At 65.3% G+C, this 22,178-nt stretch carries 16 protein-coding genes, 1 pseudogene and 1 other annotated feature; of the genes and pseudogenes, 8 read left to right on the top strand and 9 right to left on the bottom strand.

Annotated features, from left to right (window positions below; genetic code table 11):
• Nucleotides 1-4 precede the first annotated feature (4 nt).
• The 6 genes from AC5QPF_RS11145 to AC5QPF_RS11120 form a co-directional block, all read right to left on the bottom strand.
• Nucleotides 5-778, bottom strand: coding sequence for an enoyl-CoA hydratase (locus AC5QPF_RS11145; protein ID WP_494963267.1), 774 nt, complete (start codon nt 776-778; stop codon nt 5-7).
• 12 nt (nt 779-790) lie between these two features.
• Complete coding sequence (locus AC5QPF_RS11140; RefSeq protein WP_494963266.1) at nt 791-1,918, bottom strand: acyl-CoA dehydrogenase; 1,128 nt, start codon at nt 1,916-1,918, stop codon at nt 791-793.
• A gap of 8 nt (nt 1,919-1,926) precedes the next feature.
• Complete coding sequence (locus AC5QPF_RS11135; protein WP_494963265.1) at nt 1,927-3,120, bottom strand: acetyl-CoA C-acyltransferase; 1,194 nt, start codon at nt 3,118-3,120, stop codon at nt 1,927-1,929.
• Between the two features lie 12 nt (nt 3,121-3,132).
• Entirely contained in the window at nt 3,133-3,900 is a 768-nt protein-coding gene (locus tag AC5QPF_RS11130; protein ID WP_494963264.1) for an SDR family NAD(P)-dependent oxidoreductase, read from the bottom strand.
• Between the two features lie 11 nt (nt 3,901-3,911).
• Nucleotides 3,912-5,564, bottom strand: coding sequence for an AMP-binding protein (locus tag AC5QPF_RS11125; RefSeq protein ID WP_494963263.1), 1,653 nt, complete (start codon nt 5,562-5,564; stop codon nt 3,912-3,914).
• A gap of 142 nt (nt 5,565-5,706) precedes the next feature.
• Entirely contained in the window at nt 5,707-10,002 is a 4,296-nt protein-coding gene (locus tag AC5QPF_RS11120; RefSeq protein ID WP_494963262.1) for an NEL-type E3 ubiquitin ligase domain-containing protein, read from the bottom strand.
• Between the two features lie 215 nt (nt 10,003-10,217).
• On the opposite strand from AC5QPF_RS11120, the pseudogene AC5QPF_RS11115 reads away from it, so the two are divergent.
• Nucleotides 10,218-10,843 (top strand): annotated as a pseudogene (locus tag AC5QPF_RS11115) (IS3 family transposase); the annotation flags it as partial.
• Nucleotides 10,484-10,600, top strand: a sequence feature (AL1L pseudoknot). Its footprint overlaps the pseudogene before it by 117 nt.
• Before the next feature lie 46 nt (nt 10,844-10,889).
• Here the strand turns inward: AC5QPF_RS11115 and AC5QPF_RS11110 are convergent.
• Both AC5QPF_RS11110 and AC5QPF_RS11105 read right to left on the bottom strand, forming a co-directional pair.
• On the bottom strand, nt 10,890-11,939 hold the full coding sequence (locus tag AC5QPF_RS11110; protein WP_494964156.1) for an AraC family transcriptional regulator ligand-binding domain-containing protein: 1,050 nt from the start codon (nt 11,937-11,939) through the stop codon (nt 10,890-10,892).
• A gap of 11 nt (nt 11,940-11,950) precedes the next feature.
• Nucleotides 11,951-12,814 (bottom strand): LysR substrate-binding domain-containing protein, encoded by an 864-nt coding sequence (locus AC5QPF_RS11105; protein WP_494963261.1) that lies wholly within the window; start codon nt 12,812-12,814, stop codon nt 11,951-11,953.
• 111 nt (nt 12,815-12,925) lie between these two features.
• Between AC5QPF_RS11105 and AC5QPF_RS11100 the strand changes: the two genes are divergently transcribed.
• Entirely contained in the window at nt 12,926-14,032 is a 1,107-nt protein-coding gene (locus tag AC5QPF_RS11100) for a 2-aminoethylphosphonate--pyruvate transaminase (protein ID WP_494963260.1), read from the top strand.
• 34 nt (nt 14,033-14,066) lie between these two features.
• Nucleotides 14,067-14,894 carry a phosphonoacetaldehyde hydrolase gene (gene phnX / locus AC5QPF_RS11095; RefSeq protein ID WP_494963259.1) on the top strand — a complete coding sequence of 276 codons (828 nt, stop codon included), beginning with the start codon at nt 14,067-14,069 and terminating at the stop codon, nt 14,892-14,894.
• A gap of 99 nt (nt 14,895-14,993) precedes the next feature.
• Here the strand turns inward: phnX and AC5QPF_RS11090 are convergent, their stop codons facing one another.
• Nucleotides 14,994-15,548, bottom strand: a complete 555-nt coding sequence (locus AC5QPF_RS11090; protein ID WP_494963258.1) for an NAD(P)H-dependent oxidoreductase — start codon at nt 15,546-15,548, stop codon at nt 14,994-14,996.
• A 149-nt stretch (nt 15,549-15,697) separates the two neighbouring features.
• Here AC5QPF_RS11090 and AC5QPF_RS11085 point away from each other — a divergent pair, with 149 nt between their 5' ends.
• From AC5QPF_RS11085 to AC5QPF_RS11065, 5 genes are all read left to right on the top strand, one after another.
• The gene (locus AC5QPF_RS11085; protein ID WP_330075186.1) at nt 15,698-15,916 is read left to right on the top strand and encodes a hypothetical protein; all 219 of its coding nucleotides are present in this window, start codon (nt 15,698-15,700) and stop codon (nt 15,914-15,916) included.
• 560 nt (nt 15,917-16,476) lie between these two features.
• Nucleotides 16,477-18,786, top strand: coding sequence for a dynamin family protein (locus tag AC5QPF_RS11080; RefSeq protein WP_494963257.1), 2,310 nt, complete (start codon nt 16,477-16,479; stop codon nt 18,784-18,786).
• A 10-nt stretch (nt 18,787-18,796) separates the two neighbouring features.
• Entirely contained in the window at nt 18,797-21,046 is a 2,250-nt protein-coding gene (locus AC5QPF_RS11075; RefSeq protein WP_494963256.1) for a dynamin family protein, read from the top strand.
• 65 nt (nt 21,047-21,111) lie between these two features.
• Nucleotides 21,112-21,618 (top strand): hypothetical protein, encoded by a 507-nt coding sequence (locus AC5QPF_RS11070; protein WP_494963255.1) that lies wholly within the window; start codon nt 21,112-21,114, stop codon nt 21,616-21,618.
• Nucleotides 21,615-22,163, top strand: a complete 549-nt coding sequence (locus tag AC5QPF_RS11065; RefSeq protein ID WP_494963254.1) for a hypothetical protein — start codon at nt 21,615-21,617, stop codon at nt 22,161-22,163. The genes AC5QPF_RS11070 and AC5QPF_RS11065 overlap by 4 nt, the downstream gene beginning before the upstream one ends.
• The last annotated feature ends 15 nt before the right edge of the window (nt 22,164-22,178 follow it).

The following is a 22,178-nucleotide window of genomic DNA, read 5'->3' as shown; positions in this document are numbered from 1 at the left end:
GGCATCACCGGTCCTTGAACTGCGCCTCACGCTTGGCGATGAACGCAGCCATGCCTTCCTTCTGGTCATGGGTTGCGAACGCCGCGTGGAACACCCGCCGCTCGAAACGCACACCCTCGGCCAGGCTGACTTCGAAGGCGCGGTTCACCGATTCCTTGACCATCATCGACACCGGAATCGACTTGCTGGCGATCACGGCCGCCACCTTCAGCGCCTCTTCCACCAGTTCCGCCTGCGGCACGATGCGCGCCACCACGCCGGCGCGCTCGGCTTCCTCGGCGCCCATCAGGCGCCCGGTCAGGCACAGCTCCATGGCCTTGGCCTTGCCCACCGCGCGGGTCAGACGCTGGGTGCCACCCATGCCCGGCAGCACGCCGAGGTTGATTTCCGGCTGGCCGAACTTGGCGTTGTCGGCGGCGAGGATGAAGTCGCACATCAGCGCCAGTTCACAGCCACCGCCGAGGGCGAAGCCTGACACCGCAGCGATGATCGGTTTGCGCCGGTTGGCCACGCGGTCGCAATCGCTGAACAGGTCGTCAATGTAGAGCTGCGGGTATTGCAGCTCGGCCATTTCCTTGATGTCGGCACCGGCGGCGAAGGCCTTGGCGGACCCGGTGATGACGATGCAACCGATATTGGCATCGGCCTCGCAGGCGTCCAGCACCTGGTTCAGCTCGCCGATGATCTGCCGGTTCAGGGCGTTCAGCGCCTGCGGCCGGTTCAGGGTGACCAGGCAGACCCGGTCACGGTTTTCGACGAGGATGGTTTCGTACGTCATGAGCTGCTCCCTTCAAAGATTGCGCGCAATGACCATGCGCTGAATGTCGCTGGTGCCTTCGTAGATCTGGCAGACCCGCACGTCGCGGTAGATCCGCTCCAGCGGGAAGTCGCTCAGATAGCCATATCCGCCGAGGGTCTGCAAGGCATCCGAACAGACCTTTTCGGCCATTTCCGAGGCGAAAAGCTTGGCCATCGAGGCTTCCACCAGCGCCGCACGTCCGGCATCGCGCAGCGCCGCAGCGTGATGGACCATCTGCCGGGCCACGGCGATCTTCGTGGCCATGTCCGCCAGGCGGAAGGCGACGGCCTGGTGCTCGATCAAGGGTTTGCCGAAACTCTCGCGCTCGCGGGCGTAGTCGCGGGCCACTTCGAAGGCCGCACGGGCCATGCCCACCGATTGCGCGGCGATACCGATGCGCCCGCCTTCGAGGTTGGCCAGGGCGATCTTGTAACCCTCGCCCTCCTCGCCCAGGCGGTTGGCCAGCGGCACGCGCACATCATCGAAGACGATCTGGCAGGTATCCGAGGCATGCTGGCCAAGCTTGTCCTCGACCCGGGCCACCTGGTAGCCGGGGCTGTCGGTGGGTACGAGGAAGGCGGTGATGCCACGCTTGCCCGCTGCGGGGTCAGTGACGGCGAAGACGATCACCAGTCCGGCGTTGCTGCCGGAGGTGATGAACTGCTTGCAGCCATTGATCACATAGTGGTCGCCATCACGGCGGGCGCGGGTCTTCAGGCTGCTGGCATCGGAGCCGGCCTGGGGTTCGGTGAGAGCGAAGGCGCCGAGCATGGCGCCACTGGCCAGCGGGGTGAGGAAGCGTTCCTTCTGCGCGTCGTTGCCGAACTTGAGGATCGGCACGCAGCCCACCGAGTTGTGCACGCTCATGATGGTGGAACAGGCGCCGTCACCGGCGGCCACTTCCTCCAGGGCCATGGCGTAGGCCAGGTAGCCGGTGTCGCAACCGCCCCATTGCTCCGGCACCAGCATGCCGAAAAAGCCCATGTCGGCCATCTCGGCCATGGCCTCTTTCGGGAAGCGATGCTCGCGGCTCCACTGCTCGGCGAAAGGCCGCAGGCGCTCCTGGGCGAACTGGCGTGCGGCGTCGGCGATCTGTTGTTGCTCATCGTTGACCAGCATGATTCACCTCAGTCCAGCAGTTCGACAGCCATGGCCGTGGCCTCGCCACCGCCGATGCAGATCGCCGCCACGCCGCGGCGCTTGCCCTTCTGGCGCAGGGCCGAGAGCAGGGTCACCAGGATTCGCGCACCGGACGCGCCGATCGGATGGCCCAGGGCGCAGGCACCGCCGTGCACGTTGACCTTGTCATGGGGCAGCTCCAGCTTGTGCATCGCCGCCAGGGTGACCACAGCGAAGGCTTCGTTGATCTCGAACAGGTCGACGTCCGCCAGGTTCCAGCCGGTGCGTTTCATCAATTTCTCGATGGCGCCGATCGGGGCGGTGGGGAACAGTGCCGGGGTATCGGCGAAGGCCGAATGGCCGTGGATCACCGCCAGCGGCTTGAGCCCCAGTTGCACGGCGCGGGACTGGCGCATCAAGACCAAGGCCGCAGCGCCATCGGAGATCGAGCTAGCGTTGGCTGCGGTCACGGTACCGCCTTCGCGGAAGGCCGGCTTGAGCTGCGGGATCTTGTCCAGGCGCGCCTTCGGCGGCTGTTCGTCATCGCTGATCAATACCTTTTCCTTGCCCACGGTGACTTCCACCGGAACGATCTCGGCGGCGAAGCTGCCGTCCCTGATCGCCTGCTGCGCACGGGTCAGCGAGGCAATGGCGAAGTCGTCCTGGGCCTGGCGGCTGAAGCCGTTGGCCTCGGCACAGTCCTCGGCGAAGGTGCCCATCAGGCGCCCCTTGTCGTAGGCATCTTCAAGGCCGTCGAAGAACATGTGGTCGATGATCTTCCCGTGCCCCATGCGGTAGCCGCTGCGGGCCTTGTCCAGCAGGTAGGGGGCGTTGGACATGCTTTCCATACCACCCGCTACCACCACCTCGGCGCTGCCGGCCAGCAGCAGGTCATGGGCCATGATCGCCGCCTGCATGCCCGAGCCGCACATCTTGTTCAGGGTGGTGCAAGTAGTGCCTTTATCCAGCCCAGCGCCCAGCGCCGCCTGGCGGGCCGGGGCCTGGCCAATGCCGGCGGGCAGCACGCAGCCGAACAGCACCTGCTCGACGCTACCCGGGGCGACACCGGCACGCTCGACGGCGGCACGGATTGCAGCGGCGCCCAGTTGCGGCGCGGTCAGGCTCTTGAGGTCGCCCTGCAGGCCACCCATCGGGGTGCGCACGGCGCTGACGATGACGATCGGATCGTTGACAAGGCTCATCTGTGTCTCTCCTTACTTGGCAGCCATGCGCAGCGCGCCGTCGAGACGGATGGTCTCGCCGTTGAGCATGCTGTTTTCGATGATGTGGCGGGCCAGCGCGGCGTACTCGTCCGGGCGGCCCAGGCGTGGCGGGAAAGGCACCCCGGCAGACAGCGAGGCACGGACTTCGTCGGTCATGCCGGCCATCATCGGGGTTTCGAAGATGCCCGGGGCGATGGTCATCACGCGGATGCCGAAGCGCGCCAGCTCGCGGGCGGCCGGCAGGGTCAGGCTGGCGATGGCACCTTTGGACGCGGCATAGGCAGCCTGGCCAATCTGGCCATCGAAGGCGGCAATGGACGCGGTGTTGATGATCACCCCGCGCTCCCCCTCCGCCGACACAGTGCCTTCGGCCATGGCTGCGGCAGCCAGGCGCAGCAAGTTGAAGCTGCCGATCAGGTTGACGTTGATCACCCGGCTGAAGCTGGCCAGGCCGTGAGGACCGTTCTTGCCCAGCACCTTCTCGGCGCCGACGATACCGGCGCAATTGACCAGTCCATGCAGGTTGCCGAAGCTGGCCACGGCGGCGTCCACGGCGGCCTTGGCGGCGCTTTCGTCACTGATGTCGGCAACGCTGAAGGCGGCGCGCTCACCGAGGGCGGCGGCCTTGGCCGCGACGGCCTCGGCATTGAGGTCCACCAGCATCACCCGGGCGCCGGCCTGGATGAGCATTTCCGCGGTGGCAGCACCGAGGCCGGAAGCCGCGCCGCTGACGATGAAGTTATGGTTGGCGATCTGCATGGTGAGAGTCCTCAGGCGCTGGCCTTGTGGGCGTGCGCTTGTTGTTGAAGGGCGATTTCCTGGTTGCGCAGGATGAAACGCTGCAGCTTGCCGCTCGGGGTCTTGGGCAGCTCGCTGACGAATTCGATTTCACGCGGGTAGGCGTGGGCATAGAGGCGCCGGCGCACATGCTGACGCAAGGTTTCGGCAAGTTCGTCGTTGCCGGCGTGACTGGCGCCAAGAACGACGAAGGCCTTGATCAGTTCAGTTCGCTCCGGGTCCGGCTTGCCGATCACCGCGGCCTCGATCACCGCCGGATGTTCGATCAGCGCGCTCTCCACATCGAACGGACCGACCCGGTAGCCAGAGGTGGTGATGACGTCGTCGCTGCGTCCGACGAAGCTGATGCTTCCATCCGGGTTCAGCTCGACCGTGTCGCCGCTGAGGTAGTACTTGCCGATGAAGGACCTGGTTGGCAGACCGTGGTAACCGCCGAACCAGCACAGCGGCGATTGCTCCCGGTCCACCGCGAGGATGCCCGGCTGGCCGGCGGGCAGTTCCTGATACTGCTCGTCGAGCACGACGATGCGGTGACCGGGGATGGCGTAGCCGGCCGAGCCGGGGGTCACTGGATGCTCCAGGGCGTGGTGGTTGCACAGGACCATGCCCAGTTCGGTCTGCCCATAGTGATCGTGGATGGTCACGCCCAGCTCATCGCGGAACCAGCGGATCACCTCGGGGTTGAGCGGTTCGCCGGCACTGCTGACCACCCGCAGGTGGCCCTTGATCGGCGCGGAGAACGCGTCGCCAGCCGCGATCAGCAGGCGGTAGGCCGTGGGCGACCCGGCCAGGTTGGTGATCCCGTACTTGGCGATCACCCGGCAGGTGCTTTCGACGCTGAACGGTCCATCGAAGAAGGTAGTGGCATGGCCCAAGGACAGCGGGCCGGTCACCGCGTAGTACAGACCGTAGGCCCAACCCGGGTCGGCGAGGTTCCAGAAGGCGTCCTCCGGACGCAAGTCGACGGCATCGCGCATGTAGCTCTGGAAAGCGACGATGGCGCGCAACGGCACTTCCAGAGGTTTGGCCGGGCCGGTGGTGCCGGAGGTGAACATCAGCAGGAACGGCGCTTCGCCCGACAGCAGCACGGGCTCGCAGTCAGGCGCAGCGGCCTGTATTGCCGTGTGGAAATCCAGGTCGCCACTGCCCTGCCGGGCATTGACGCAGACGATGCTTGGGCAGTGCTCGACCTCGTCCAGCTTGGCCCGGTTGTTCGGCTCGGTGACCACCACGCGGGCTCCAGAGGCGTGCAAGCGGTGTTCGATGGCCTTGGGGCCGAAGGCCGTGAACAACGGTTGATAGACCGCGCCGAGGCGCCAGGTGGCGAGCACGGTAACCAGCAGTTCGACGGTACGCGGCATCAGGCCCGCGACGCGGTCTCCCGGACCGACGCCGAGGGCGGCGAGAACATTGGCGAAACGGGCAGCGCGCTCGCGCAGTTCGCTGAAGCGGTAGCTCACGCCCTGCCCGTCACGGTCTTCGCAATGCAGCGCCACGCCGTCACCCGCGGCATGCCGGTCGCAGCACTCGACGCAGGCGTTGAGCGCCTCCAGGCTGCCGGCCAGGGCCTTTGCCGCCGCCTGTGGATAGTTGAAGGTACGTGCCGCTGCGCTGTAGTCACGCATTCGCCAGACTCCCCGTTTCTTATTGTTGGAAGGAATTCGAAGGTCTGGAAATAGTCGCCCCGGCACCGCCCCGCGGCAATGGTCAAAGCTGTCAATCTGGATGACTGGTTTGGCCACTGCCGCGACCGTACAGCGGGTCAGATCACGGTTTCAGGGCATCCTCGGTCAATTGCAGGGCAAGCGTTTGCAACGCGGATTCACGCTCCGCGCCGAGCTCGTTCATTCGCCGCAGGTAGTCGCCTTCCGGCAATGCAGCCTGCTCCTCGCACAGGCTCTCGAGCCGGTCCCAGAACTGCGCTTCGATGCGCCGGAAGTCGGCGCCATGTTGCGTGCGCAGGTACTCGCCCCAAAAATCACGCCCGGCAATGTAGCGGGCCAGTTCGGGACCGGCCTCGGCCGTCGCCACCGCCTGTTTCGCCTCGGTGAGATCCTGTTCGGTGAGCGCGGCGATATCGCCGAACTGCATGTGCCGGGGTTGCCCGGGCAATTCCAGCGCCTCGGCCAGGCGCACCCGCAAGCCCAGGCTGACCTCGACCTCATCGACGACATGACCGCGCAAGCGCCGCCGGTCAATGAGTTGGCGCGCGTGCTGCTCCACCCGCTCGAGACGAAACAGACGACGGGCAAAGTCCAGCAGTGTCGTGCCCTGGTCACCCTCGCCCACACGGGCGCGGGCCTGGCTGATCTGGACATGCACGTCCAGACGGCTGAAGCTCGATGACACGCTGTCCACACAGGTGGTCGGCGCATTCGCCAGGGCGAACAAGGACTCGCGCAGAGTGCTGCTGTCCACCGCCGCGCCGATCATCTGCCAGACCCGTTCGCGCAGATGAATTGGCGCAAGGCGGTATTCAGCGGTCTCCAGCAGATTGCCGAGCAAAGTGAAGAGCGCGTCCGAACCGGGCTCGTCACGCAGGCTGTGCCACTGCTCGCTGCGCTCGCGCAGAAGCAGGTCCTGCATACCCGCCAGCCACTGCTCACGCACGCCATCGGGCTCCAGGGTGGCGCCCGCCAGACCATCGGCCTCCCCCGCCTGCCACAGCCGCTCGCGGACTTCATCGCGCAGGGGATTACCGAACAGCACCGTGGCGCTGCGAATCCGCGCCGGCGCGGCAAAGAACGCTTCGGGCAGCGACGTCAGCTGATTGCCACGCAAGTCGGCGATTTCGAGGAACGGGCGGTTCAACAGTCCTTCCGGCAAGGCACGGATGCCGGTGCCGCGCACGCTAAGGCGGCGCAGGCGCAGCAACTGGCTGAGATCGGGCTCGCGGCCCAGCGGATTGCTGTCAAGGTTCAACACTTCCAGCCGTGTCAGTGCGGACAGCGTGGCCTGGCCGGCCTGGCTGAGGTGGATGTCATTGCCGTCCAGGTACAGCTCGCGCAACTCACTCATGCCGGCCAACGAGGACGGCACTTCGCTGCACCCGTTCTGGCCGAGGTCGAGCCAGCGCAGGCGTGGGAAGCGCCGCAGGAAACCGTCGACCCGCCGCCACTGTCCGGAGCCGGACAACACCAGGTCGACCACATGGGAGAAGTCCACGGCTGGCGGCAGTTCAGGCAGGTCACCGACGAACGAGCGTCCCAGGCGCAAGCGATAGCCGATGATGCGGCCATCGACGTCGACCACGCTTGGCGTCTGCCGGCACCAGCAGCGACGGACCTCTTCGGCCACACGGCGCCGGGCAGGCCGGCCGATCACCGAGGTTTCCTGCTGCCAGCGCTCGAGCACACGATCGAGGGTCCGCAGGCTGTCCTGCAGACGTAGCAACTCGCCCATGGGATCGACGTGCAGTTGCTGCAACTCATCGAGCCAGACGCTGGCCTCCAGATCGTTGAACCCCGGATACAGGTTGCGCACCAGGCCGGTCAGGGTGGTGGAGCCGGGCAGGCCGCGTCCGCTGAGGGGGTAACCCAAGCGACCATCGGCGAAACGTTGCGGTGGGCGGAAATAGCGTGGCCGTGCACTGATGCCGAGCAGACCAGGCAGGCCTTCACGGTCGCTGCCGGCCTGCTGGCGAAGCACGGTGCGCAATGCCATTGCGCCCTCATCCCCGGTCCAGCCCAAGGCACTGCGATGCTCGCCGCAAAGCCCATCGTACAGAGCCTGGAACAGGCTGGCCGGGGCGCCGAGCGCCTTGCCCTGAGCATCGTAGGCGGTGAAGCGCCCACGGTCGCCGATCAGGATACGCACCTCGCGGCTATCGCTCGGGGGCAGCACTCGCTCCAGGACCGGCCCGGTGAGCGCGCCGTCGCGCCACTCGAAAGACAACCCGCCTGGCCAGCCCGGCAGGCGTCGGAACAGGGAAAACACCAGGCGCAGCGTATCGCTGGTGCAATGGCTGTCCAGGTACAGCCCCTCCAGCGCGCGCAGCACACGGACATCGTGCAGCACCTCGCGGGCGCGCTCCTGCAGCGCCAGCGGAATCCGCCCGCCTGCTTCGAGCTGATCAAGGTGCGCGGCATCGGCGTCGCCGAGCAAGGCTTGGACAAAGCGTGCCGGCAGGCCCGGAAAAACCCGCTGCACGCGCACCCCCGACGCATCCAGGGTGACAGCGCCAGGCTCGGCCAGCCCCGCCTGCACGCGGTAGTCCGCCAGCACCTGCACCAGTTCCACCGGCATCGGCCGACGCTCCACCAGCAGCCCGCGCAGGCGCGCTTCGTCGTAGCCACAGATCAGCGCTGCTTCCTCGCACGCGCTGGCCGACAGGCCCTGGCTGCGCGGCCCGAGACGACGCAGCAAATACTCGACGCCCTGCCATTGCAGTGGCTGTTCACCGGCGTGCCACCAGGCACCGTCGCCGTTGCCCATCAGTTCCGGAGTCCAGGCCTGCGGTCGCGAAGGATGGACGATCCGCCAGCGCTCGCTGGCGGACGCCTGGCGCACCTCGATCAGTTGCTCGGCATTGCGCCACCAGTGACGACCCTGCGCACGTAGCAGACCGTCGTCGTCGGCCGACGCCGGCAGGCTCAGCGGCGAAGCGTAGCGGACCCGATCAGGCGCACACAGGCGACGGGACGCATCGCCACGGATGACCGGCAGCAACCGCTCGACGAAGGCACTGCGGCGCAGTTCACGCAATGCCAGGGCAGAACCACCGGCGACCAGCGCGCTGATGGCAAGGTTGCCGACCACACCCAACAGGTGGTCAAGGGCTTCCTCGCGCTGACCGTGACTCCAGTCCACCACCCCCTCATAGACCTCGGACAGCAGGTCCTTGACCAGCCCCACCAGCATCAGCTCGCCAACCCCTGGAATGAATGAGGCCAGCACGCTGGCCACGGTAAGGCCCGCCGACTCCAGGGCCTGGACACGCTGGCGGTGTACGGCTTCATCGACGGCGGCGGTGGACACCAGCAAGGTAGCGGCGTCCTGCTTGATCCGCTCGATCTGCTCGCGCGCCAATCCCTTGAAGGAATTGCCCGCGCACGTCAGGGCCGTAGCTTGCAGTTGCGGACGGGCCTGGTGCATCAATGGGCGCAGCTTGCCGAGAAAACTCAGGCGATCGTCACGGTCCAACTGGCAGGTGAGGAAGTCTACGTAGTCTGCGTAGCGCAGTTCGGTCGCCAACTCGTCGTTGAGCAACGTCCAGGAGGTGAACTGGCGCACTGGCCGACGCGGATCGCCGGGCAGGTGCAACAGCAATTGCCCGCCTAGCACCGGCGCGTCGGCAGACAGCTCCAGTAAACGCGTGCCAGGCAGGTTGAAACCAAGCAGCTGCAAGGTGTGACAGCGCACGTGGCTGCCCGCCTTGTCGACCGCGAAATCCAGCAGCAGGTACAGCGCGTCTGCGTCGATATCGCCTTTGAGATAGGCGCAGTGTGCTTGGGCGACCAGGGTCGCGCGCTTGTCGGCGGTAAACAGGTCAAGCACCCGCTGGCGCTGGGCCGGGTCCGTCGGGGTCAGGATGTCGTCCAGATGCCGTTGGTACTGGGCGCCGAGGTCCAGCTCGCGGCAGCGCATGGCCACCTGGTGAGGTGCGCAGGCCAGCAGCTTGCCGTCCTCGACCACGCCCGCACCGGGGTAGTAATGACTGGCATCGGCCTGTTCCGCGCTGAAATTGCGCAACAGGCGCGGCAGCAACTCGCTGTCCTGCGGATAGGGGTGGAACACCGGAAAGTCCACGTCGGTGATCCTGAATACCGGAAATGCCACGCGCAGGCGCACCTCCCGCCAAAGTGCACGGTGCGGTTGCGGTTGGCAGCCGAGGCCGCGCAGCACCTGTGCCAGACGCGGCAAGGCGAAGTCCGCCGGAGACTGGATCCTGGCCAGCACTTCGCTGACACGGGCCTGTTGACGGTGATGGGCCGCGAGGCTGTCGCGCAGGGCATCCAACGCTTCGAGCGAAGCATCCTTGAGCCAGTCCGGGGCATTGGCGGCGATGAAGCGATCGACCGCCAGGCGGTCATCCAGGGAGGCGGAGGGGATTGAATCGGTCATGAGCGAGGCTCCTCGGTTGGAAGAGCCGGCAGCCTAGGGAGACGTGCTCAAGGTTGAGCAGCAGGAAAGCGCACCGTGCGCGGCAGGCTCTCCCAAGGCACCGGGACCATTGGGGGAACGCGGTTGCTCACGCTCACTCATTGACATGGCAGTCAAGGCTGTTGAACCGCCCCGGGTATCGCGGAGGCTCCACCTTTTGAGAAACTGGAGCCACTATGCCAAAACCACCTAAATTTTCCCCCGAAGTCCGTGAGCGTGCTGTGCGGATGGTCTACGAAGTCCGCGAGTCGCACGATTCTCAGTGGGCAGCCATCGAGGCTGTGTCCAGCAAGATCGGATGTACAGCCCAGACCTTGAGCAACTGGATCCGCAAGGCCTCTTCCCCCGCAACGTCTAGTGCCCCGGCTGATCCCCGGATCAAAGAGCTGGAGCGCGAGGTTCGTGAGCTCAAGCGAGCCAATGAGATCCTCAAGGTCGCCAGCGCTTTTTTCGCCCAGGCGGAGCTCGACCGTCGTTTGAAGTGATCTGGCGTCTGATCGACGAGCATCGACAGCGCTTTGGAGTCGAGCCACTGTGCCGCGTGTTGCAAGTGTCTCCATCGGCTTACCGGCGGCATGCTGTACGGTTACGTGATCGCTCACGGCGCTCTGCCCGAGCGATTCGTGACGAGGCACTTGCCTCACAGATTCATCGTGTCTGGCAGGAAAACTACGAGGTCTATGGGGCCAGGAAAATCTGGCGGCAGATGCATCGCGAACATCAGGCAGTAGCGCGCTGCACAGTGGAGCGGTTGATGCGTGAGAGGGGGCTTTGCGGCGTGACCCGGGGCGGTTCACTTCGCGAGCAAGCTCGCTCCCACAAAGTGCAAGCCAGGGTCCAGTCCCAGGTCAAGCGTTGGCCAGCACCAAGCTACGGTAATGCCCCGGATTACTCCCAAACCACTTGCGGAAGGCCTTGTGGAACGAGCTGGTGTCGGCAAACCCCAGCCGCTCGGCGATTTCGGCAAAGCTCAGGTCCGGCTGCGCCAGCCAGCCGATCGCCAGTTCCTTGCGCACGCTGTCCTTGAGCGCCTGGTAGGTCTGGCCTTCATCGGCCAGGCGACGGCGCAGGGTCGAGGCGGAAATGCACAGGCTATGGGCCAGGGCCTCGGTTTCCGGCCAGTCGGCGGCGGGACGCTGGCGCAGGTCGTCCTTGATGCGCCGGGCCAGGCTGTCCGGGTCGCGGTACTTGACCAGGATGTTGCCCGGCGCCTGGGCCAGGAAGCGCTGCAGTTCCTCGGCGCTACGCCGCACCGGCAGATCAAGGCAGTCGGCGGCGACGATCATTCGCGTGCGCGGCCGCTCGAAGCGCAGGTTCTGCGAGAACATCACCCGGTAGTCGTCGCAGAAGTCAGGCTCGGAGCAACGCAGCTCGATGGCCAGGATCGGGATGCGCCGCCCGGCCAGCCAGCAGGCCACGCCGTGAACGATCATCCAGAAGGTGAAGTAGGTGAAGGGCCGCCGCGGCTCCTGGCGCGGCTCGCCGATAACGATCTCGGCCAGGCTCTGCTGGCGCACCAGCACCGGTTGCAGGTCCTCGAACATCAGGGTGAGGAATTCCAGCGCACAGGACAGCGCTCCACCCACCGTGGGCTGGGCCATGGCGGCACGGCAGAGGAACGCCAGGCTGCCACTGCGCAGGCCGCGCGGGTCCATGCAGAAGAACTCGTCGTTGCAGCGCCGTGCCAGCAGGCGCCAGAGCCGCGCATAGGCGCTGGCCGGGACGCGGGCGTCGGGCTGGTCGAGATGACTTGGGTCGATGCCGACGCGGGTCAGTACCTCGGTCGTCGCCGGGCCCGGCGGGCAGCTCTGCAGCAACGCCTCGCGCACCAGTTGCATGGAGATGGTGTCTTTCGCCGTGTTCAACAGGGGTTCGCCTCGGGATTCGCCGAGAGGCATCTTAGGCGGCGTCATACCTGCGGCGCCAGACCGAGGAAGGCCTGGATCAGGCGCAGTTCGCGGCGCCGCTCCAGACAACCTAGCATGTGCTGGTTGACCAGGCCGTCACCGGCGATGGGCCGCGCCACCACGCGCGGGTCATGACCCAGTTCCGCCGAGGACACGATGCCGATACCCAGTTGCGCGGCGACGGCCTCGGTCACCGCTTCGCGGCTATCCAGTTCCAGCACCACCCGCGGCTGCACGCTGGCGGCATCACAGGCCTGGTCGAAAGTGCGCCGGGTGATCGAGCTGGGTTCGCGCAGGACCATGATCTGCTTGTCCAGTTCGGCCAGCGGCAGCTCCCGGTCACTGCCCGCCCAAGGGTGGGCCACCGGCAGCAAGGCGCAGATCCGCGACGGCTCCAGGGCTTGCAGGTACAGGCCCTTGCGCGGTTCGACTTCAGTCAGCACTGCCACGTCGGCATGCTCGGAGAGCAGCGCTGCCAGGGTTTCCTGAGCGTTGCCCAGGCGCAGGTTGACGGTGATCCCCGGATAGCGCTCGCGCAGTTGGGCGAGCATCGGCATGACCCGGTGCGGACCATCGGCAGCCACCTCAAGGCGCCCGGTCAGCAACTGCCGGTTGGCTTCGAGCATGGCCTGGGCCTCTTCGGCGAGGCTGAACAGGGCGCGGGTGATCGCCGCCAGGCGCGTGCCCTCCTCGGTCAGCTCGACCCGACGGGCGGTGCGCCGCAGCAGGGTGATCTGGTAGTGCTCCTCCAGCGCCTTGACGTGCCCGGTCACCGCCGGCTGGCTGATGAACAGACGCGCGGCGGCGCGGGTGAAGCTGCCTTCGCGGGCGACGGCATCGAAGGCACGGAGCTGGAACAGGTTCATATCTATCGGCCTGACTTATGGCTGGCATAACGACAAACAATTTGATTGATGCCTCGCGGAATTGCAACTTAGCGGCCATAGATTCTGCCAACCGCCGTGAGGAACACCGCAATGAGTAATGCCCCGCTCCTGCTGACCCCAGGCCCCCTGACCACCTCGGCGCGCACCCGCAGCGCGATGATGACCGACTGGGGCTCATGGGACCGCGACTTCAACCAGCTGACCGCGAGCCTGTGCGAGCAACTGCTGGGCATCATCAACGGCCACGCCAGCCACCAGTGCGTCCCCCTGCAAGGCAGCGGCACCTTCGCCGTGGAAGCGGCGATCGGCACCCTGGTACCACGCGATGGCAAGGTCCTGGTACTGATCAATGGCGCCTACGGCCAGCGCCTGGCGAAGATCTGCAAGGTGCTGGGCCGCACCTGCAGCACCTTCCAGACCGCCGAGGACGAGCCGACCACCGCCGCCGCGGTCGACGAACTGCTGCGCGCCGATCCGGCCATCAGCCACGTCGCCTTGATCCACTGCGAAACCAGTACCGGCATCCTCAACCCGCTGGCGGAGATCGCCCAGGTAGTCGCCAGCCACGGCAAGCAGTTGATCATCGACGCCATGAGCTCCTTCGGTGCCCTGCCGATCGATGCCGCCCAAGTGCCGTTCACGGCGCTGATCGCCGCGTCCGGCAAATGCCTGGAAGGCGTGCCCGGCATGGGCTTCGTCTTCGCCGAGAACAATGCCCTGGCCGCCGCCGAAGGCAACTGTCACTCGCTGGCCATGGACCTGCACGACCAGCACAGCTACATGAAGAAGACCGGGCAGTGGCGCTTCACTCCACCGACCCACGTGGTCGCCGCGCTGCACGAAGCCTTGCTGCAATACAACGAGGAAGGCGGCCTGGCCGCGCGTCACCAGCGTTACTCCGACAACTGCACGGCGCTGCTGGAGGCCATGGCCGACCTCGGTTTTCGCAGCTTCCTGCCGGCGCAGATCCAGGCGCCGATCATCGTCACCTTCCATGCCCCGCGAGACAGCCGCTACCAGTTCAAGGACTTCTACGAGCGGGTCAAGGCCAAGGGCTACATCCTCTACCCCGGCAAGCTGACCGAAGTGGAAACCTTCCGCGTCGGCTGCATCGGCTGCGTCAACCCGGACGGCATGCGTGCTGCGGTGGATGCGGTGGCGCAGGTGCTGCGCGAAATGAACGTCAACGAAATCTGAAGCCCACAACGAATTCGCACAGGAACGCTTTCACATGAACTACAGCAACCCGAAACAGCTGCAAGCCGCGATCCTCGACTGGGCTGGCACCGTGGTCGACTTCGGCTCCTTCGCCCCGACGCAGATCTTCGTCGAGGCCTTCGCCGAGTTCGATGTCGAGGTCTCCATCGATGAAGCCCGCGGTCCGATGGGCATGGGCAAGTGGGACCATATCCGCACCCTGTGCGACCAGCCGCAGATCGCCGAGCGCTACCGCAAGGTGTTCGGCCGCGCGCCGAACGATGACGACGTCACCGCCATCTACGAACGCTTCATGCCGCTGCAGATCGAGAAGATCGCCACCCACTCGGCGCTGATTCCCGGCGCTCTGGACACCATCACTCGCCTGCGCGGCGACGGCCTGAAGATCGGCTCCTGCTCCGGCTACCCGAAAGTGGTGATGGACAAGGTGGTGGAGCTGGCCCAGAAGAACGGTTACGTCGCCGACCACGTGGTCGCCACCGACGAAACCCCGAACGGCCGCCCATGGCCGGCCCAGGCCCTGGCCAACGTGATAGCCCTGGGCATCGACGATGTGGCGGCGTGCGTGAAGGTGGACGATACCGTGCCGGGAATCCTGGAAGGTCGTCGCGCGGGGATGTGGACAGTGGCGCTGGTCTGCTCGGGCAATGCCCTGGGGCTGACCTACGAGGGTTACCAAGCACTGGACGAAGTGAGGCTGGCCAGTGAGCGCAAACGGATCCATGCCCTGTTCGAAGGATCGCGGCCGCATTACCTGATCGATACGATCAACGAACTGCCGGAAGTGATCGCCGATATCAACCGGCGCCTGGTGGCGGGTGAGATGCCGCAGTCGGTGTAAGCCTCTCGGGCCAATCGCGGGCAACGCCCGCTCCCACAGGTTCGGCGGTGTACGCGGACCTTGTGGGAGCGGGCGTTGCCCGCGATGAGGCCATCAGCCTTATCCCTGATGCCTTGCCACCCACTTGGCAAAGCTGTCGATGAACCCCTGCAAGAACGGCCGCGCCTTCTCCGACAGCTTGCCCTGCTCGTCGAACAGGGTCGCCGCCCCGCCCACATACGCCTCCGGCTGCTGCAGGCACGGCACGTCGAGGAACACCAGCGACTGGCGCAGGTGATGGTTGGCGCCAAATCCGCCCACCGCCCCCGGCGACACGCTGATCACCGCCCCCGGCTTGCCGCTGAACACGCTCTGCCCATAGGGCCGCGAACCCACGTCGATGGCATTCTTCAGCGCACCCGGCACCGAACGGTTGTACTCGGGGGTGACGAACAACAGCCCTTGGGTGCCCTTGATCTCCTCGCGAAAGCGCTTGTAGGCCGCCGGCGGATCGACATCGATGTCTTCGTTATAGAGCGGCAGGTCACCGATCTCGACGATCTTCAACTTGAGGTTCGATGGCGCCAGCTCGCCAAGCGCCTGGGCGACCTTGCGATTGAGGGATGCCTTGCGCAGACTGCCGACCAGCACCGCGACCGTATAGACCTGGCTCATGACCACTTCACCTGTACGAATATTGGGAATTGGTAGTTATAGATGATGGGTCAGCACTGTGAGGTTTTTTTCCGGGGTCGGTAAAACTCCCCCCAGGCGCAACGGTCTATGGACCACGGAGTTAATCTTTTTTGAGGCCTTGAACGAAAATGACAGCAGTACTGGTCGGGCAATTTCATGCGCGGGACGCCGAGGGACGCGTCTATCCCGTACATGAGTTTCAGGAAGCCACCCTGCAGGCCGATGGAAGCGCCGCCTCATTGCCGGTCACCACGTACCGCCTGGCGATCGGCGACCGGGTCAATCATCTGGGTGAAGACCGCTTCGAGCTGGTGCAGAGCGGCGTAGAGATCATCCGCATTCCCTGAATGACAGGTGCAACGGCAGCACCATTACCGATCTCGCGAATGACAGAAAGGGCGTCCCCTATGGGTCGCCCTTTTTTATGGTTCTTCACGGAGTTCGGGGTTGCAAGGAGTGGCAATCGAGGCCGGCGTCGGTGTCGCGAAGTTATCCATTACAGGCGGTGACGCCACCGCCACTCGTCCCCAGGCTTCCCGCCATTGCGTGCAGAACCTTTTTATTGGCAGCACCACGCGGCGAAGGTGTCATGGACAAATAATGCCAAAAAGCCATAAATTGCCGGATTGGATCCACCGCTACCGCGAGTGATGCTTGCATCGAGTCAACCTGCCTCGCTTCAGTACGACACAAGCTGTCGCATGCATCTGACAGGCTCGGATGCAACCGGGTCTGCCCAATCACCCACCAGGAAAAGTCTATGTCAGGGACGACAGCACACCGCTCATCTCCGGGCCATTCGCCCTCCATCGATCCCACGCACCGTGCACATCGATGCTCGTCTCACTGACTGCATCACCGCTCTTCCCTTGTCAGACCGCCCGACAACCCGAATAGATATCGACCGATGACCAACATACTCAGTCAAGGCCTTGAACAGCGCCAGCAGAAGATCAGCCTCGCCAAGGACTACCTGGCACGTACCCAGAACCTGTTCGATACATTCGGCAGCGCCAGCCTGCGCACCTCCCATGCCCGCTTTGCCGAACTGCTGGGTGCTCTGGACGCCGATGCCATACGCCTCGTCGTGCTTGGCGAGTTTTCCCGCGGCAAGTCCAGCCTGGTCAATGCGCTGCTGGGCATCGAACTGCTGCCGACCGCACTCCAGGCCACCACCGCGATCAACACCTTCATCCGCATGCTGCCGACGGATCGCAGCGAGCGCTTTATCCGCATCCACTTCCAGGACGGCCGGACGCCGCAGGAAGTGCCGTGGGATGACGACCTGGCACTCGAACGCTGGGGCACCGAGCTGGATGAAGCACATGCCGACGTGCGGCAGACGCTCGACTACATCGAAGCGTTCATGGACCATCCGCTGCTGGAGAAGGGCCTGGTACTGGTCGATACTCCCGGCCTGGAAACGGTGATCAAGCATCACGAGGCCATTACCCGCAAGGCGATCGCCGAGGCCCACATCGCCATCTGGGTACAGAACACCACCCAGCTCGGTGGCGCAGCCACGGAATGGGAATTCCTCACCGAGACCCTGCGCAGCAACTTCCGCAAGTTCGTCACGGTGATCGGCTGGTGGGACAAGGTACTCGCCCCTGATGACGCCCGCGAACGTCGCGTCCCGCTGGAACAGCGCGTCGAGGACAAGCTCGAAGTGGTTCGGCAGAACTTCCGGCGCTACCTCAAGGACGATGAAGAGTTCCGCCTGCTCACCGACCGCAACCACCTGATCCCGGTCAGCGCCCACTGGGCTGTGCACAACGACCCGGACAAGCAAGCCCAGTCCGGCATCGAGCAATTGTCGCGACGCATCGCCGAGATGTTCTCCAGCGGCGAAGCACTGGAACAGATCTACAGCAAACCGATGCAACAGATGTCGCATATTCAGTTGCAGCTCGCCGAAAGCCTGCACGACGAACTGCGCCAGCTGGAGTCGGACAAGAGTCTGGAGGAACGGGCCCGCGAGCTGGACCAGTTCGACCTGGAAACCCGGCTGCTGGAGCAGGAGGCCGAGGCTGTCACCCGCGACTCCCGCGAGGAACACGACCGTGCGGCCAGGGCGATGGTCGAGACCCTCCAGCGCGAACTTATCGCCCCGCTGGCCGAGCTCAAGGCCGATATCGAAAACCAGGTGCATGCCAGCTACGTCGAGCGCCAGATCAAGCTACGGGTCAAGAGCGTAACCCTGCCAGAGCACCTGCACGAACAGTTCCAGACCATCTCGGCGCAGGTGGGGGATGCCTGGAACCGACAGAAACAGGAGCTGGCCAGGGCTCTCGATGGCCTGAGCGTCGACTACAGCAAGCAGATGGAAAAGCACGCGGGCCGCATCCGCGGCGAGATGAGCAAGATCGACGTGCAGATGCCGTCGCTCGATACCCAGTTCAGCCTCGACTTCAGCGGCATCGAGGAGCATCACCAGCAGGCGATGGCACTGGAACAGGAAATCGCCGCACGGCAGGACCAACTCGACAGCATCGAAAGCGAAATGAGCCAATTCGGCGCCAATCCCGCCCAGTTGAAGATGGCCCAGCAGGCACTGCAGCGCGCCGAACGCATGCAGGAAAACCTGGGGGGCCAACCCAGCCCGCGGATGTCTTCCCGACGTGAAGTGGTGAAAAAGGGCGGCATGTACAGCGACGACACCTACGGCGACGTGGCCTACTCGGACGACAGCAACGTACGCGCCTGGAAAGAGGAACGCGACAAGTTGCAGTCTTCGCTGGAAGACAAGGAACAGCGCCTGGAGCAGATCATCGCCGAGGAAGAGCGCAAGACCGGCCTGCGCATGACCCTTGAAAAGGCCCAGAAGAAGTACGAGCGCGAAGTCTCCACGTTCGAGAAGAAGAAGGCACAGTTCGAACAACAGGCACAGATTGCCGAAGGCACCCTGGTCAAGGAAACCACCCAGCGCCTGATCCGCAACACTGCAGGCCAGCTGGAGCAGCGTATCCGTCACCTGCAGAACCACGTGAAGGACGCCGTCGAGAAGGTCTTCGCCGACCAGTTGCAGGCCCTGCAAGACTGCGTGAAGGAGCAATACCTCGAACCGCTGAACGCCAAGCTGGAGAAACGCCGGGAAATCCATTCGCTGCTGGAGCAGGGCAAGCTGGATATCGCCCAGCGCAAGGCGCGCCTGGAGCAGGCGGCCAGAGACGTCGACGACCTGCTGACCTTGACCCGCAACGCGCTGACTGCCTGAAGGAACGACCATGTCCCAGCCTACTGTTTTCCTCCATGAACTCCTCTGCAGCCTGCCTGCGGACTGGCATGCACCGGTCCAGGCCCTGGCGGACCAGACACTGCTTGCCGAAACGCCCATGCGCGTGGCGCTGCTGGGCAGTTTCTCCGTCGGCAAGAGCAGCCTGCTGAATATGCTGGTGCGCGAGCCGGTGCTGCAGGCCGCACTGGAAGAGTCCACCGCCCTGCCCACCTTCATCGAATACGCCGAGGCACGCAGCATGCTGCTGGTAGGCCAGGATGGCAGCCAGCTGCCCCTGGACGCCGCGCAGTTCGCCCATGTCACCACCCACGCCCCGGAAGGCGCCGCCTGCGCCGTGCTCGGCCTCGACCAGGCCTGGCTCAAGGGTATCTCGATCATCGACCTGCCAGGCCTGGGCAGCACCTCGGCAGGCCATCGCGAGTACACCCTGGCCCAGGTGGGCCAGGCGGACACGGTGCTGTTCCTGCTGAGCCCGCGGGGACCTTCCGCCGCCGACATGGACACGCTGGGCATCATCCGTCAGTCCGGCAAGCGGGTGAAAGTGCTGGTCAGCCACTGGGACGAAGTCGAAGCCGCCATTTCCCGCGGTGAAAAGGCCCCATCCCTCGAACAGTGGGCACAGCAGATCGAAGGCGCGACCGGCCTGCGCGTGCGCCTCGCCGCCAGCCACCGGGACGGCCTGGGTCGCGAGGACATCCTCGAGTTCATCCAGCGCGCCCGGGACGACCTGCAGGACATCCGCCTGCGGCGCTTCCAGGCCGAGCTGCGCCCGATCCTGCAGAACGCACTGGGGCACAATGCCGAGCAGCAACGCGCTTGCCAGGTCGACTCGGAACAGCAGGCCCAGGCCCTGCATGAGGAACTGCTGGCACGCAAGCAGCGCCTGGGCGAATTCAAGTCGACCCTGTATGCCGAACAGCAGGCGGATCGCGCACGCCTTGGCCAGCAGGCCGCCTCGATCGTGCGCCAACAGCGCCAGAACCTGGCCCGCCAACTGGAAGACAAGGCCCGGACCCTGAGTGATGAAGCCCAGTGGCAGCGCTTCGGCCAGCAGGGCGGCCTCGACCTCGAGGGCGCGGTCCGCGACGTCGCCGGACAGTTCAGCGAACTGTCGCGGGATTACGGCAGCCTGGAACTGCCCGCGACCGACGTGGCAGCGTTCAACCTGCGCCTGCCGGCACCGGAAAGCGTGTGCGCCGAGGACTTCCTCGATATCGGCCGCCTCGCCCGCTTGCAGGAGGCGTTGAGTGACGAACAGGATGCCGCGCAAGATATCGCCCGCAAGCATGCCGCGCTGCAGGTCCAGGACCTGGATAGCCACGAGCAGGACCTGCAGGTGCTGACGCAACAGCAGCAGGCGCTGGCACAGCAACCCCTGCCCATGATCGTGCAGCAGACCGGAGCCAACGGCGCCTTCTTCGGACGTATCGCCGGCGAGATCGCCGACGTCGGCCTGATGCTGGTCAACCCGGCGACTGCGGGAGCGAAAATTGCCGCGCTGATTGGCAAGGGCGCCAAGGTCGCGAAGATCGCGGTCAACACCGGAAAACTGGCCAAGACCATCAGCACCGGAGTCAAGGTCGTCAAGGGCGTGCAGCAGGGCCAGGCCAAGGTCAAAGGCGTACCGCAGCCGATCATGGACAAACTCAGCGGCCTGGAAATGCTGTCGATGGGGTATTGGGGTGAGCGCCTGGGTCACGCCCTGACCGGCCCCACCGAGGTCCAGGTCGTCGATGCCCACGCCCTGGCCGAACGCGAGGCGGCCCTCGCGGAGCTGGAGCAGCAGCGGCACAGCCTGCGTCGGGCGCTGGCACGCAACGAGGATATCGCCAACGAACGCGAGTTGACCGGCTGGGCGCTGGAGCAGAGCCAAAAGGAGCAGGCCCGTCTACAGCACGAACTGGAGCGCCTGCGCCAACAGGCGGAGCAGGAGCACCGCCGCGCTCAGGAGCAACTGCAGCAGGAACGCGGCAACCAACTGCGACACAGCGCAGAGAAAGCCGTAAGCCAATGGCTGCTGGGCTTCGACCGGCAGGCCTCGGCCATGGACGAACTGCTGCACGGCCGGGTACGCAGCTACTGGGAGGATCGCGTGCAGACGCTGCTTGACGAGCGCTTGCAGGACATCGACCAGCTGACTGCACAAAGCCAGGCCAGTGCTGCCGACAAGCAGGCCTTGCTGGTACGTCTGGGCGAACAGGCCCACGCCCTGGAACAGACCCTGCAAACCCTGCATTGACTCCACCATCCCGCCCAGGCAGCGCCTGGGCGGGATGGTGCCCAGACGCCTGAGAACGATGGCCCATGACCTCTGCACGCCCCACTGCCGACACGGCAGCCGATTCCCCTCTGACCGAACCGCTGGAGCGCTTTCTCGGTTCGTTCAGTGAAACCGCGGTGGTGTTCCGTTACCTCGACCTGCTGGCCGAACGCACCCAGTCCCTCGAACAGCGCGTCGGCCTGGATGAGCTGAACCAGTTGCGCCGGGAGAACCGCGCGCTGCGTGAGCGCCTGCTCAGCATCAGTGCGCCGAATATCGAGCTGCTGGCGCTGTACCTGCCGATTTTCTTTCACAACTTCTGGCACACCGTCGGGCCCGAGGAGTTGGCGCTGCACGCCGGCAGCCAGCAGATCCCGGAAATTCCCTCGCCATTCACCGAGCCAGACGACTGGCGGGTACTGGATATGAAACAGAGCTTCCTGCGTCTGAGCGAGCACGAGCGTGCCGGCATCGTGGATTTCTGCCGCCGCCTGCCCTATCCGCTACGTGTTCGCCGCTCGATGCAAGTGCTGCTGGAGACATCACCGTGAGCCAGGATCAAGCCGATTTCACCCAGGACGTGCGCGCGACACTGCTGCAACTGCTCGCAACCGATGAAAACGTGCGCGAGGTGCTCCGACAACTATTCGCCGCCCCCCAGACGCCCGCCATGGAAAGCGGCTCGTTCGCGGCCGAGCGCCAACTGCTCGACTGCATTGCGGCGGACCCGCCGCTGCGGGATGCCTGGCTGAACGCCGACGAGCCGGTCGAACGCCAACTGGTCCGGCTGATAGCCACCGCCTCGCAGTGGGACCGCCTGCTGCAACTGCAAGATCACCTGGCCGCCCGTTGCAAGGACGAACAGCGGAGCGTCTCGGCGCGCGAACGGCAGATCCTCGCTGGCAGCCTGGCCTTGCACAACCTGATCTGGCGGGAACACCAGGCCAGCCTGCTCGACGCCCGGGTCGGCGCGCCGTTCGATCCCTTGTCCCACGACCGTGGCACGTTGCAGGGCCACACCGTCAGCGAGCAATGGCTACCCGGCCTGCGCAATGCCGCCGGGCAGGTGCAGCGCAAGCCGCTGGTACGCACCTGAATTCACTAGATTGCA

This window comes from Pseudomonas sp. Con_6 (genome assembly GCF_059379395.1).
Note: the sequence above shows the minus strand (reverse complement) of the source record. Positions and strands in the feature narration are given on the sequence as shown.